Raw genomic sequence first — 13,550 nt, 5'->3', positions numbered from 1 at the left:
AAGTCTCAATCGAAAATTTGACAAAGATCGAAGATGCAATTCATGAGGCGAAGCTCCATGAAGGCTTGCGCTTTTCGAGGAACGAAGCGATGCCTTCCCTCCCTTCGGGCGACACTCGGATATCGGCAATGCGTTCCGCCGTGTTGACCGAGAGCGCTTCGTTCACAGGCTGACCCGAGACGGCCATGATGAGGTCCTTGATTTTCGCGAGCGCCTGTGGACCACCCGCCAGCAAATGCTGCACCAAGGCGTCTACCGTGGCATCCAATGCGTCAGGCGGCACCAGGGCCGAAAGCAGGCCAAGCCTGTACGCTTCAGCGGAATCGAAAATTTCAGCGGTGAGAAAGTAGCGCCGCGCGGCGCGCTCGCCAATGGCCCGCAGTACGTATGGGCTGATGGTGGCAGGAGATAGGCCGAGCCTGACTTCTGAAAAACAGAATTTGGCATCAAGGCTGCCGATTGCCATATCGCAGGCAGCCACGAGCCCAGTTCCGCCGGCAAACGCGGCACCATGCACGCGTGCGATGGTGGGCTTCTGTATGCGATCCAGGGTGGCCAGCATATCGGCTAGCGCCTGTGCGTCGGAAAGGTTCTGCGCGTGCTCGAAGTCTGCCATGCGCTTCATCCAGCCAAGGTCCGCACCCGCGCAGAATGCCGGGCCATTGCCGGCAAGAACCACGGCACGCACCGACGGATCCTGCTCAATGTCGACAAGCATGGCGTGCAGTTCTGATATCAGTACGTCGTTAAAGGCGTTGCGCAGATCAGGCCGATTCAAAGTGACGCGCGCGACGCCGCCGCTTTTGTTCAGAAGGATCATGTCCTCGGTCATTTACACACCTCATTTGGCGGTTTGCGTTGATGCGGGATCGGGCAGCCTACAGAGACACGTGGCTGCCATTGTGCTACTGGATATCGCCAATGCCTGGGATATGTCGCGTGCAAACGCTTTCTGGAGCGGGCACCCTCGAATTACGTTCTCTGCGGCCATTGACGATATGCGATGCGTCCATGGCTGAGGCGCATTCATCACACTGAGATGGTCCTTGGAAACTTATCGGTTTCCACTACAATAGCAGTGTCCTTGTTTGGTTTCAAGGATGCAATGGAAATCCGGTGTGGGTGGAAACAGATAGGTTTCCGTTTCCGTGGGGGGCGCGGGACCAAGAGGGTAAATGTAACTTTCGAGGCGCTAGGAGATTTCTGGTGGGAGATAGTGATGGGGTGTTGGCGATGCGTGAACGGATCGTGGCGGTAGCGGATCGGCTGTTCTATGCCCAGGGAATCAAATCGGTGGGTGTAGACGCAATTGCGGCTGAATTAGGTATCAGCAAGAAGACGTTCTATCGGCATTTCCCGTCAAAGGACGATTTGGTGATTGCCTATTTGCAAGGGCGCTTCCGGCCGCTACCCGCGGCCTCCACCAAACCGCCGGCGGAGCAGATCCTGGCCAACCTGGAGTGGATCGCGCGCTCTCTGAATGGCGCTCGTGAATTCCGCGGCTGTGCGTTTCTAAATGTGCTCGCCGAGATCGGCAGCGAGGATAGCAAGGCGCGGGAGTTGGCTATCGCCTACAAGGAAAGTCGCCGGTTGTGGTACCGGGGCCTGTTGTCACAGCTTGATGTCGATGACCCTGATACTTTGGCGACACAGCTGGCGCTACTCGTTGACGGGGCGTACGCGGCGGTTTTGATCCATCAAAACTCCGCAATGATGCGCCCCGCAATTGCTGCCGCCCGCACACTCCTCAAAGCTGCAGGAGTTTCGATCTCGGCTAGCGAAGCGACACTCGCGGCGATAGATCAAACGCCTCAGGCGTAGCGCATTGGAGCTCTGAATCGAGGTGACCTTTCCGTTAAGCTCCGCCAAGCGTCTCCAGCTGACAGCGTCAAGTATTCGCATATGTGAAATCGAACCACATTCTCTTGCCGGCGATTCGGTGGCCGGGCTAGCCTAAGTCGGGAAGGCGTTCTGACACAAATCACCAAACTAGGGGATGCGATGAGACAATTTTTTAGCACACTGCTGTGCGCGGCGATTGCCACTTTCATACTGCAAAGTATGGTGGCACGCGGCGAAACAAAGTTTCCTTCCAGGCCACTCCAATTGTTTGTAGGCACTTCCGCAGGTGGTCCAACGGATGCTTTTGCGCGAACGGTAGCGCAGCAGCTCGGGAAGCAATTGGCGCAACCCGTTGTGGTGGTCAATAAAGACGGCGCTGGCGGGCTCATCGCTGGCGCCTTCATCGCACACTCGACTCCGGACGGATACTCCCTCCTCGCGGGTTCTACTAGCAGCAGCGTGTTGGCGCCCCTGGTCAACCCTGGCAACGCGAATTTCCGGCAGGCCGATCTACGGCCAATCGCATTGCTGGGCGCGACTCCGAACGTCATTTTCGTTAACAATGACGTACCCGCAAGGACCATTGCCGACTTGCTGAAACTCCTGAAGCAAGGGGACAAAAAATTTTCTTATGCCTCTGCTGGTGTCGGGTCAATCACCAATGTGGCGGGTGAACTCTTCAAACAGAAATCTGGAGTCGATATTCTGCATGTTCCCTACAAGGGAGGAGGGGCGCTCATTCAGTCGGTGCTAAGCGGCGAGACGCAGATCGGATTCCTAACAATTGGAAGTGTGATCGAATTGCATCGAGCCGGTAAGCTGCGAATCCTGGCTGTCTTGGCGCCACAACGCTCGCCAATTGCACCGGGCATTCCAACAGCAGAAGAAGCGGGAATTCCAGGAGTATCTGCGGTGATGAACTTCTACTTGATGTCTCAAGCTAAAGTCCCTGATAGCGTTGCCAACATCTTGCGGGACAATGTAAATCAGATGGTCAAGAATCCTGAATTTCAAAAACAGGCCGCCGGATCGCAAATTGATCTTTACCAACCAATGTCTTCCGATATGGTACGTCAGACCTTCGAAAGCGAGGTCGAAAAGTGGCGCGCCGTTATTCAGAAGTCAAATCTGCAAGTGGATGTGGTCAAATAGCGCTGATATCAGGTGAGCGGTTGCTCCACGAGGGTATCGCTTTGACAGGCCCCGGATGATGGTGCGGGGGGATGCAGATTTCACAGCGCAATCCTGCGGGAGGCAATCCCTTATTGACATCGATTTCTGCTTGCCTACGATGACCCCACTGCAAGAAAATTCGACCGAGTAAGAGGTTGCCCATGCCGGAGAATGTAAAGTCTGCCGTTCGCGTGCTCGAGATTCTGGAGTACTTCGACGGGGTGCGCCGAGACGCGAGCGTTTCGGAGATCGCCAATGCGTTAGGGATTCCTCCATCGAGCACGGTTGGACTCTTGCGCAGCATGGTTCGTATGGGTTATGTCGTCCAGGACGAACGAAGACGGTACAGACTGACGTCTCGGGTGGCGCTGCTTGGAAACTGGATCGATGGCATGCCGGCAGCAGGCTCGGAAATATGCCACCTCATGGAGGAGCTCAGTAAGGCCACAGGGGAGACAGTTACGCTTGGGGTTCCAGCCGGACACTCCATCAAGTACGTATCGGTTGTTCCTGCGGTGAAACCCGCGCCGCTTCGCATCATGCCGGGGGACACGCGTCCCCTTGCCACTTCAGGCGTGGGACGCCTGTTCCTTTCCACGATGCCAGAGCCCCAGGTGCGGCAAGTGATATTCCGGCACAATGCAATGCAACACGATGTAGAGGGCCAGTTGTCTCTTCCAACAGTGCTTAGGGATCTTGCAAGCATCCGGGAGAGTGGCTACGTGTTTTCGGATCGTCTCTATGCTGGCGCAGCGCTTGTTTGTGTGGCGCTTCCACACCGCGAGGCGGAGGAACGTATGGCCATATCAATATCCGGTCGAAGCAATATTATTTCCGCATGCCCCGCTGAATACGCTAGCCTCATAAAGACCTATATTAGACGCGTCCTTGACCTGCATCCGAAATCCGCTGCGCACTAATCAAGTGAACAACTGCCACGGGGATTCAATTCATGTCGGATCGTTCGCGGCATTTTTTGGAAATGGATCCGTCACTTGAGTGAGGCCTGCGCTGCAACTTGTGCAGATTCCAACCGATACCTCACGGACGCACGTGCATAGGGTCTGCTATTGCCATCCTTTGGTCGCGGACCAATGGCGAAAGTTGCGACCAGCCGAGGCCTCGTGCATGTGAGGCACGCCCTACCGCCGCCGGATATCCCAACCTTTCCAGGTTTGCAGATCGAGTAGCAAAGCTGGCGCCGACGGCCGCCAAACGATCATGATCGGGCATTGGCCGGCCGTGGTTGACAGTCGCTCATCCACTTCCGCCTCCACTTGCACTCAGAGATGAGTGGTCCCCACAGCCGGCGTGTGGCCGCAGGCAGTTCTTGAATCGCTCATAAATCTGAGTGGGCGATCATTATTCAGATATGTGAACAGAGCGCGTTGATGCCGTCATTGCGACGTCCTAGTATGGTCTTGTCGCGAGTCGCCAATCGAAGCGGTCATGGCATCTTGTATTTTTGCTTCAACCTGTTAAAAGGTTCATCATATTCTCATGAATGAAGATCTTGAAATAAGAGCTTCCAGAAGCTGGCGGAATGGATCGGAGCTGTTGTCTGGCCTCAAGGTATTAGAGATTTCCACAGGCGTTTCCGCAGCCTACGCTACAAGTGTCCTTGCGAGCCTGGGTTGCGAGGTAGCCAGGCTTGATACAACGACTGCCATCCGATCGGAAGGGGCAGCAAGGCAGGCCGCGACAGATTTTCTTCATCGAGGAAAGAGCGCGATCGGCCAGGAGACCCTCGCCGCCGCGATGAAGGGTGCGGACATTGTAATTGTCGACACGTCCCCGCAGCTTGCTCAATTGAGGGAACGTGTGCTTGCACCGGATGCATTGAAGTCCGGTGCTATTCCATTGATCTTCGCATTCGCGAGTGTCGAGGAAGATGCCAGTCGGAACGGAAGCGCGCTGACAAGCGAAGCGGCGGCGGCCCTGAGCATTTCAGTTGGCGAGGCGAATGGCGCCCCGCTCACGCTGCCGTGCAATTTCTCTGAGTATCAGGCGGGTATCAGCGGGGTATCTGCAGGATTGGCGGCACTACTGGGCCGGGCGTCCCCACTAATCCTACCCATAGAGGTATCAGTGCGCGACGTCGTCGCACGGTCTGTGGGGACGTTGGCCCAAAACTTTCTTCCATATGGAAGACCGTGGCGGCGTGATGGTACGCGCCCGCCCCAGTCGGGCGGCGTGTATCCCTGTGGCCTGTTTCCATGCAAGGATGGCTACGTTGCCATCTACTGTCGCGGCTCCAAGGAATGGATTGGGCTCATCAATGCGATGGGCAATCCGGAATGGTCTCGAGATCCTCGATTCGAGGATCCCCGGCGGGTCGCAGTGGAATACGCCGACGAGGCAGACTCGCATCTACTACCTTGGCTCAGCAAAATCACGCGCGAGGAAGTGACCTTGCTGGCTGGAGAGTACGACTTTCCGGCATGCGGAGTGCGATACATCGAGGAGATTTTCGCAGACGAGCAGTTTCAATACCGTGGTTCGTTCGAGACCTTCGATGTTGCTGCGTCCGGCCAGAGCATCCTGATGCCAAGCGTGCCGTGGCGAATCGCCGGCGATGTAAATGGCGGTAGTGTGCAGCAAAGTCAAGCTACCGAGTCTACGACGGAGAGTCCTGCGGCATTGCTGGATGGCGTTCGCGTCCTCGACCTCACGTGGGTGTGGTCGGGTCCTATGTTGACCTCGCAGCTGGTAGATCTCGGCGCCGAGGTTATCAAAGTGGAGCACACCTCGCGGCTTGACTCATTGCGATTGCGTGGGAAACCGCTACATGCGTCGGGAGATGGGCCTGCTCACGAGATGAACCCCTGGTTCAACCAGGTCAATCACGGCAAGAAGAGCGTGCTCATCGATATCAAAAGTGAAGCCGGTAGAGAACAGGTATTACAGCTTGTTGAAAGTTGTGATGTTGTGGTGGAGAACATGCGGCCGGGTGCGTTAACAGAAGCCGGGCTCGGATACGACCAATTGGCGAAGCGGAATCCAGGAATTGTTCTCCTTTCCATGAGCATGGCGGGACAGGAAGGTCCGCTGGCGGGTATGAAAGGGTACGCTGGTCTTATGTCGTCGCAGACGGGAATGGAATCGCTTGTCGGATATGGATCGGATAAGGCAAGGGCGCCATTTGTTGGCATGGCGACGCCAGCATTGGGGGATCCAAATGGCGCAGAGCATGGCATGGCCGTACTCCTTGCAGCGCTATATCGACGCAGGCACTCAGGGGCAGGGGCGTGGATCGATCTCTCGCAGACGGACGCAATGCTGGCACTAATGCCTGCTCCCGTCGCGGAAAGCCAGCTAGCCGGTCACGTGAAAGTCAGAGGGAACGCTGCACCTGAGGCGTACCCGCACGGGATTTACGCCTGCGAGGGTGAGGACGACTGGGTATCGATTTCGGTATCTAACGATACAGCCTGGGCACGACTCACGCAGGTTATCGGCGGTACGTTGTATGAGCTGCGCGGACTTGACTTCGCTGGCAGGCAGTTGCAACAAAATACGATCGAAGTACAGCTTGAAAGCTGGTTCCGTTCCAGGTCGAAACATGAAGCTGCCGAACAGCTCAGGGCACTAGATGTGGATTGTGAGATTGTTGCCTCTTACGAGGAGATGTTGCAATCCGAATGGAGGTTGGCACGTGGACTGACACGTTCGGCGATTCACCCCTACATAGGGCCTCAGGAGATATTCGTCGTGCCTTGGCACTTTGGCGGGCGCAGCGCTGGCGTAGCCAAGGGAGCGCCGCTGCTTGGAGAGCATACCGACGAGGTACTTGCGTCGATGGCCGGCGGCGCGATCAAATCAGCTTAGATAGGGGGAGGTGAAATCGAATATGGAACATGTGTCCTATGAAGTGAAGGAGGGGGTCGCGACGCTGACATTTCGACGCCCTGAGAAACTGAATGCGATGAACGATGAAATGCGTCGCTCTTTGCACGATGCTTTAATGCTGTTTGAGCGCGACTCAAGTGCAAAGGTTGCGATATTGACCGGCGACGGGCGAGCGTTCTGTGCAGGAGCGGACCTGGAGGAAATGGCCAACCTTTCCATGCATGAGGCAGCGTCTATACCCCACATTGGTTATAACGTTCGAGTCTCAAAACCGACTATCGCACAGGTTAATGGCATTGCATACGCAGGCGGATTTCTACTTGCTCAAATGTGCGACCTGTGCACAGCAGCCGAGGATGCGCGCTTCGCATTGACGGAAGTTCGGTGGGGCCGAGGGACACCTTGGGCGACGCCTCTCATCTGGATGTTACCCCAGCGGGTCATGATGGAACTGCTCTTGACCGGTGAGCCGATGACGGCGAGGCGCGCCTATGAGCTCGGGTTCGTGAATCGTGTCGTTTCCGCCGAGCAGTTGGCCGCGGAGACATTGGCCCTGGCACAGAAGATCGCATCGAACGCGCCATTGGCGGTAAAGGCAAGCCGGGAGATGACCTATCTGGCGTGCGAAATGGGCCGATCGGCGGCGTTGCCCGTGGGCGACTACTGTTTCAAGGAGGCCTACGCCAGTGCGGATGCGGTCGAAGGGCCGCGAGCCTTTCGGGATGGGCGCAAACCAAATTGGTCGGGGTCCTGAGCCATGCGGAATGCAAACAAAATCGTCAGAGTCGCCGCAGGTGCAGGCTCCTGGGGTGACGACGTCGCCGAGCCCAGGGCGGTCCTGGAACGCGCCGAGGTTGACTACCTGGTCCTCGACTATCTCGCCGAGGTTACCCTCAGCATCATGCAGGGGCAGCGCGAGAAGGATTCAACGCAGGGCTATGCCACTGATTTCCTTTCCGTTGTGCGGGATATTGCGCCATATCTGACGGCCGACGGTGTTCGGATTGTGACCAATGCGGGGGGGCTGAACCCAGAGGAGTGTGCACGCCAGGTCGTTGCGCTGCTGTCGGAGATCGGTGTTCCACATGAAGTGAGCGTGGCAGTGGTCGATGGCGACGATCTAATGCCGCAACTCGCCTCATTGGCCGAGAGAAACGCCTTCGCGAGTCTGGACGATCAGGGGCCATTTAGTGGTGTTGCCGAGTCGATCCTTAGCGCGAATGCGTACCTCGGAGCGGAGCCGATACGGCGGGCGCTCGAACTCGGGGCACGTATTGTCATTACCGGCCGATGCGCGGATGTTTCGTTGACGGTCGGGCCGCTGTTGCATGAATTTGCCTGGGAAGATTGGGACAGTATTGCCGGCGGGGTTGTCGCTGGCCATCTTCTCGAGTGTGGGCCCCAATCCACGGGGGGAAATTCGCATTTGTGGCCGAGTATCTCAGCCCGGGAGCCTGCGGGATACCCAATAGCAGAGGTATCCAGCGACGGAACCTTCGTCCTGACGAAAGCTAGCGGATCGGCTGGGTGCGTCAACGTGGAAAGTGTCACCGAGCAGCTCCTCCATGAGGTGTTCGATCCGGCCGCAGTCTTGACGCCCGATGCGACGGTCGATTGGAGGACGATCCAACTGGAAGAGTGCGGTGACGATCGCGTACGCGTGTCCGGTGTTAAGGGATCCTCGCCGCCAGACAGCCTGAAGGTATCGATGACATATCGCGATGGTTACCGCGTGGTTTTGATGTGGCCCTACGCGTGGCCGAACGCGGTGGCTAAAGCGGAAGCGGTACTCGAAAGGATGAGTCGTTCTGTGGAGCGAGTTGGGGTCCGCATTCAAGGAAGTCGCAGTGACATCTTTGGGACCGGAGCTATACACGGTCCACGGATACGTCATGCATACCCGAGTATCAATACCGAACCTGCTGAGGTATTTGCTCGCTACGCAGCGCGAGTCGGTACCCTGGCGGAAGCGCGGACCTTGTCGGCACAACAGGCACCGATGCTATACGGCCCCCCCGGGCAGGCCGGCCACATTGGCGGCGGGCGTGGTCAGGTATCGAAAGTCTACTCGCATTGGGCGACGACAATCGATGTGACGCATGTCACGCCGCGCATCAGACTTTTCCCACGGGGATGACCATGTCAAAGCAAGGTAGGCTGTTGATAGATGTCGCTTGGGCACATGCTGGCGATAAGGGGGATATGGTCAATATCGGTGTTGTTGCAAGGAATCCGATCTACTACGAAGCCATCTTGGAAGTCCTGAGTCCGGATCGGATCAAGCGCCATTTTTTCGATATTTGTCAGGGCGCTGTCTCGGTATATGCGCTACCTAATCTCAACGCCGTAAATGTTGTACTCGAGAACGTTCTCGATGGGGGGCCAATGCGTTCCCTTCGACTGGATCCCCAGGGTAAGACTTTGGGTGACGCTCTCCTTTTGCTCCCAATCGACGATGTAATTTGATGATATGTCTCATATGATCCCGACGTCCACCACGCCGCCTCAAGAAGGTGCAATCGACACGCAAGTCATTGGTCACGTGCTCGCAATTGGAATCAATCGACCAGAAAAGCGCAATGGGTTTACGCCGAAGATGCTATTAGAGCTCGCGGAAGCCTACACGCGACTGGAAGAAGACAAGGATCTCAGAGTGAGCGTGCTCTATGCCGTTGGGGACCACTTCACCGCGGGTATGGATTTGCCTTTGATCGCGGAGTACCGAAAGAGGGGGGAGCGGCCGATTCCGGAGAACATTGGCCTGGTTGAACCGCATGACCTGGGTCTGCCAGGTTATCGAAGAAGGACCAAGCCGATGGTAGCGGCAGTCAAAGGGATATGCTTCACCATTGGAATTGAGCTGATGCTTGCTGCGGATATCGTCATTGCAGCCGACAACTGCAGGTTTTCGCAACTTGAGGTTGGTAGAGGGATCATGCCTACCGGTGGCGCGACGATTCGAATGGTTCAGCGTGCCGGGTGGGGCAACGCAATGCTGCACTTGTTGACCGCCGATGAATTCAACAGTGACGAGGCGCTGCGAGTTGGTTTTGTGCAACGTGTGGTTGCCACGGGAATGGAGTTTGACGAAGCACTCACAGTGGCTCGGCGCATTTCGGAACAGGCGCCGCTTGCGGTAGTTGCGAGCCGCCTGAATGCACGTACTTCCGTCGAGGAAGGGACTGTGGTCGCTCTCGCGGATTTCACTCAGACGAATACTTGCCTGGCAAATAGCGCGGACGCGCATGAGGGGGTGAGATCGTTTGCCGAACGCAGAAAGCCAAGCTTCACTGGCAACTGATCAATTGAAGGCGAGTTTTCGGGTTATCGTTTTCAGAGCGGACAAGGTTGCTCGTTACTTTGCAGGCGCTCCCGGTGGCGAGCACGGCGCAGAGTCTTACGCTTAAACGCGTTCGGCGGCTCCGTACGCGGCATTCGAAAATTTGCGTTTTGCTACACGGTGTGGACTTGGTATTGTCCACCCGGCATCGCGCCGCGTTTCGCTCGCGGCATTCTGTGCCGGCGGAGTAATTTCCGGATTTATAAAAGATGGAGGAGGCAGCAATGAGTGATTCAGACAATATCCCAACGGCACGGCGAAGCTTTCTGAAGCAGGTGGCCGGCGCGGGCAGTGTGCTCTCGCTGCAGGCTGGGGCTGCTGCTCTAGTTGTGCAAAAACCGGCCTTGGCGCAATCGGCGCCTCCTTCGGCTGACCCGCTGCCCGGGTATATCTTCTTCAGTTCTGACGAGGCTGCGTTTGTCGAAACCATGGTCAACATCATGTGTCCGGCGGACGAATTCACGCCCAACGGTGTGGACTGTGGTCTGGCTCTCTTCATGGACCGGCAGCTGGCCGGCGACTTTGGGCGCGGAGCGAAGCGCTACATGCGTGGGCCTTGGCAGCAAGGCAAGCCACAGCATGGCTATCAGCTGCCGTTGACGCCGGAGCAATACTTCAGGGCAGGCGTGGAGGGTGCAAACCTGGAATGTCGTAAGCGCCATGGCAAGACGTTCGATCGCCTGCGCCCGGACGAGGCCGATGCATTCCTGAGCGAGCTCGCGTCCGGCAAGGCTAACGACGCGCGTATTGCGTTGGGTTCCTGGTTCAACGAATTGGTGTATCCGTTGTTCGCCCAGGCCTGCTTTGCCGATCCAATTTATGGTGGGAATCGCAACAAGCTGTTCTGGAAAATGATCGGCTACCCAGGCCTTCCTGCCACCAACATGGTCAACATGCTTCAGTACCGCGGGAAGCCATTCCCGGGAGCTCGCGACCCCAAGTCAATCTCCGACTTCAGCTAGATGTGTATGAGTCCTGTGCGTTGATGGCGGCTATCGAAGGATCCGATCCAACAGGCGCGATCCGGGCTAGCACCTGTGATTTGGACTTAGTGAGCAAGTGAGGACGAAGTTGCAATGGCTACGACATTAGGCAAACGAACAGTCGTAATCGTCGGCGGTGGCTTGACGGCTGCATTGGCCGCCCGCCAGCTTACCGCGCAGGGCATCGACACGCTGGTGCTGGAGCGCGGTGGTGACCGCACCAATGGCGCCGAGGCAAAGCTGCCGACCCAGCGCGACGAACTGCGATGGGATACACGACAAGGCACCGTGCAGGATTGGTCGGTGGAGACGTACACGCTGCGGCACCGGCGCAACGAGGTCGCGCTGCCTGTGCGATGGATGGAAGCATTTTTGCCTGGCGAAGGGCTAGGGGGCGGAGCGAGTCACTGGAACGGGCACACATGGCGGTGGTCAGAATACGATCCGAAATTGCGCACGCGCCTGGAGCAGCGCTATGGGCGCCGCGCAATTCCAGCCGATGTGCCGATTCAGGATTGGGGTACCTCGTATGCCGAGATGGAGCCCTACCATCATCTTTTCGAGAAACTCTTCGGCATCTCTGGCAAGGCTGGCAACGTCAAGGGGCAACTGCAAGCGGGCGGCAACCCCTTCGAGGCGCCGCGCCGCGACGAGTATCCGCAAAAGCCCCTGGAGGCTAGCGAGTCTGGACTTGTCTTCAAGGAAGCGGCGGAGAAGCTGGGCTACCGCGCCTTTCCGGCGCCGGCGGCTAACTCTTCCGGACCCTACACGAATCCAGACGGCCAAAAGCTGGGCGCGTGCCAATATTGCGGCCATTGCGAGCGGTTCATTTGCGAAGCCCAGGCGAAGGGTACGCCCGAGGTGTTGCTGTACCCCATGCTCAGACAGCGCAAGGGCTTCGAGGCACGCCTTCACTGTCATGTGCTAGGTGTGGAGTACGACGGCCGAGCCAAGCGGGTGACAGCAGTGCGGTACGTCGATCTTCTCACGGGTAAGGAATGTCTGCAGCCGGCCGACGTAGTCCTGCTCGCCGCATTCACCATGACAAACACCCGGCTCTTGCTGAACAGCAAGATCGGCAAGCCCTATGACCCGAAGTCCAGCTCCGGAGTCGTTGGTAAGAACTTCTGTTACCAGACCACATCGGCCATGAACTTATTTCTCAAAGACCGTTGGTTCAACCCTTTCCTTGCCACAGGCAGCACGTGGATGGGGATTGATGATTTCAATAACGACAACTTTGACCACACCGGGCTTGGCTTTCTTGGCGGGGGCAGTATCGCCTCGCTGATGTTTAATGGTCGGCCTATCCGAGCTCGCCGTGTGCCGCCCGGCACACCGCAATGGGGCACCGCGTGGAAGCGCGCAAATGCCCAATGGTATGCGCATTCGATGACCCTTGCGATTCAAGGTAGCTGCTATCCACATCGGGAGAATTATCTCGACCTCGATCCAACCTATACCGATGCATATGGACAGCCGCTCGTTCGCATGAACTTCGATTGGCGTGAGAACGAACTCGCGATGTCAAGGTTCGTGACAGCGAAGATGGCGGAGATTGCCAAGGTCGTCGGTGCAGACATCGTCGGTCCGGCGGTCCCGCGTCAAGCGCCGTTTGATACGCGGCAGTACCAGAGCACGCACGTCACTGGTGGCACGATCATGGGTGCCGATCCTGGAACCAGTGTCGTCTCCCCCCACCTGCAGCATTGGGACTCGGAGAATCTGTTTGTCGTCGGTGCGTCGGTATATCCCCACAACTCGGGCTACAACCCCACCGGTCCTCTCGCGGCTTTGGCGCTGCGGGTTGGGGAGGCGATTTCGTCGTACGTCCAGCGGCCGCGTGCGCTCTGAGCCCAGCCGCCCGCATCCAGATATGGAGAAAACCATGAGCAAGCTATTCCGTCAGGCAATCGCCATATTCGCCAGCTTTGCGTTGAATGCCGGCGCAGTTCTGGCGCAAAACATTGAATCTGGCAAGGCTGTTTTTGCTCAGTGCGCTGCTTGCCACTCTACGGATGGCGCTAGCGGCGCGGGGCCGACCCTGAAAGGCATTATTGGCCGAAAGGCAGGAACCCTGGAGGGCTTTCGGTACAGCCGGGCGATGAAGAGCGCCGGAACCGCCTGGGATGCAGAGTCGCTCAGTGCTTTCCTGACTGCCCCCCAGAAGGCAGTGCCGGGCAACGTGATGCCGTTTCCGGGCATTCCCGACGCCAAGCAAATCGCAGACGTTGTCGCATACCTGAGAACGCTCAAGTGACAACCCGCTAGCGAGCCCAGGTGGCGATCGGCTATGCAGCATGCAGCCACGAGGACCATGCGTCTGATGTGATTTCATCATTCAGGATGCTGTGTCAGCGATT

The 13,550-nt window shown here is 57.4% G+C and carries 12 protein-coding genes; 11 read left to right on the top strand and 1 reads right to left on the bottom strand.

The annotated features are described in order from the left end of the window. Positions 1–40 precede the first annotated feature (40 nt). On the bottom strand, positions 41–832 hold the full coding sequence (locus K307_RS06590) for an enoyl-CoA hydratase/isomerase family protein (protein ID WP_042877124.1): 792 nt from the start codon (positions 830–832) through the stop codon (positions 41–43). Positions 833–1,206: 374 nt separating this feature from the next. Between K307_RS06590 and K307_RS06585 the strand changes: the two genes are divergently transcribed. The 11 genes from K307_RS06585 to K307_RS06535 all read left to right on the top strand — a co-directional run bounded on the left by K307_RS06585 (position 1,207) and on the right by K307_RS06535 (position 13,447). Beyond that, a complete protein-coding gene (locus K307_RS06585) occupies positions 1,207–1,821 on the top strand; it encodes a TetR/AcrR family transcriptional regulator (protein WP_230625552.1) in 615 nt (204 codons plus the stop codon). Positions 1,822–2,001: 180 nt separating this feature from the next. Then, positions 2,002–2,994: a Bug family tripartite tricarboxylate transporter substrate binding protein gene (locus tag K307_RS06580; protein ID WP_042877119.1), complete on the top strand. Its 993-nt coding sequence runs from the start codon at positions 2,002–2,004 to the stop codon at positions 2,992–2,994. A gap of 182 nt (positions 2,995–3,176) precedes the next feature. Then, positions 3,177–3,935 carry an IclR family transcriptional regulator gene (locus K307_RS06575; protein WP_051974718.1) on the top strand — a complete coding sequence of 253 codons (759 nt, stop codon included), beginning with the start codon at positions 3,177–3,179 and terminating at the stop codon, positions 3,933–3,935. Positions 3,936–4,515: 580 nt separating this feature from the next. Next, positions 4,516–6,843 carry a CaiB/BaiF CoA-transferase family protein gene (locus K307_RS06570; RefSeq protein WP_080744929.1) on the top strand — a complete coding sequence of 776 codons (2,328 nt, stop codon included), beginning with the start codon at positions 4,516–4,518 and terminating at the stop codon, positions 6,841–6,843. A gap of 22 nt (positions 6,844–6,865) precedes the next feature. Beyond that, positions 6,866–7,618 (top strand): enoyl-CoA hydratase/isomerase family protein, encoded by a 753-nt coding sequence (locus K307_RS06565; RefSeq protein WP_042877117.1) that lies wholly within the window; start codon positions 6,866–6,868, stop codon positions 7,616–7,618. Between the two features lie 3 nt (positions 7,619–7,621). Further along, complete coding sequence (locus tag K307_RS06560; protein ID WP_042877115.1) at positions 7,622–9,001, top strand: acyclic terpene utilization AtuA family protein; 1,380 nt, start codon at positions 7,622–7,624, stop codon at positions 8,999–9,001. Between the two features lie 2 nt (positions 9,002–9,003). Continuing rightward, positions 9,004–9,330 carry a hypothetical protein gene (locus tag K307_RS06555; protein WP_042881516.1) on the top strand — a complete coding sequence of 109 codons (327 nt, stop codon included), beginning with the start codon at positions 9,004–9,006 and terminating at the stop codon, positions 9,328–9,330. A 13-nt stretch (positions 9,331–9,343) separates the two neighbouring features. Next, positions 9,344–10,165 (top strand): crotonase/enoyl-CoA hydratase family protein, encoded by an 822-nt coding sequence (locus K307_RS06550; protein ID WP_042877113.1) that lies wholly within the window; start codon positions 9,344–9,346, stop codon positions 10,163–10,165. Between the two features lie 263 nt (positions 10,166–10,428). Beyond that, positions 10,429–11,166: a gluconate 2-dehydrogenase subunit 3 family protein gene (locus tag K307_RS06545; RefSeq protein WP_042877112.1), complete on the top strand. Its 738-nt coding sequence runs from the start codon at positions 10,429–10,431 to the stop codon at positions 11,164–11,166. A 114-nt stretch (positions 11,167–11,280) separates the two neighbouring features. Beyond that, the gene (locus tag K307_RS06540; RefSeq protein ID WP_042877110.1) at positions 11,281–13,041 is read left to right on the top strand and encodes a GMC family oxidoreductase; all 1,761 of its coding nucleotides are present in this window, start codon (positions 11,281–11,283) and stop codon (positions 13,039–13,041) included. Between the two features lie 34 nt (positions 13,042–13,075). Then, entirely contained in the window at positions 13,076–13,447 is a 372-nt protein-coding gene (locus K307_RS06535) for a c-type cytochrome (RefSeq protein WP_042877108.1), read from the top strand. Positions 13,448–13,550 lie beyond the last annotated feature (103 nt).

It is taken from the genome of Cupriavidus necator A5-1 (assembly GCF_000744095.1).
Classification (GTDB): Bacteria; Pseudomonadota; Gammaproteobacteria; order Burkholderiales; family Burkholderiaceae; genus Cupriavidus; species Cupriavidus necator_A.
Note: the sequence above shows the minus strand (reverse complement) of the source record. Positions and strands in the feature narration are given on the sequence as shown.

Coding starts and splice junctions, on each gene's coding strand:
- K307_RS06590 (WP_042877124.1), bottom strand. CDS start 832: ATGACCGAGGACATGATCCTTCTGAACAAAAGCGGCGGCGTCGCGCGC.
- K307_RS06580 (WP_042877119.1), top strand. CDS start 2,002: ATGAGACAATTTTTTAGCACACTGCTGTGCGCGGCGATTGCCACTTTC.
- K307_RS06575 (WP_051974718.1), top strand. CDS start 3,177: ATGCCGGAGAATGTAAAGTCTGCCGTTCGCGTGCTCGAGATTCTGGAG.
- K307_RS06570 (WP_080744929.1), top strand. CDS start 4,516: ATGAATGAAGATCTTGAAATAAGAGCTTCCAGAAGCTGGCGGAATGGA.
- K307_RS06565 (WP_042877117.1), top strand. CDS start 6,866: ATGGAACATGTGTCCTATGAAGTGAAGGAGGGGGTCGCGACGCTGACA.
- K307_RS06560 (WP_042877115.1), top strand. CDS start 7,622: ATGCGGAATGCAAACAAAATCGTCAGAGTCGCCGCAGGTGCAGGCTCC.
- K307_RS06555 (WP_042881516.1), top strand. CDS start 9,004: ATGTCAAAGCAAGGTAGGCTGTTGATAGATGTCGCTTGGGCACATGCT.
- K307_RS06550 (WP_042877113.1), top strand. CDS start 9,344: ATGATCCCGACGTCCACCACGCCGCCTCAAGAAGGTGCAATCGACACG.
- K307_RS06545 (WP_042877112.1), top strand. CDS start 10,429: ATGAGTGATTCAGACAATATCCCAACGGCACGGCGAAGCTTTCTGAAG.
- K307_RS06540 (WP_042877110.1), top strand. CDS start 11,281: ATGGCTACGACATTAGGCAAACGAACAGTCGTAATCGTCGGCGGTGGC.
- K307_RS06535 (WP_042877108.1), top strand. CDS start 13,076: ATGAGCAAGCTATTCCGTCAGGCAATCGCCATATTCGCCAGCTTTGCG.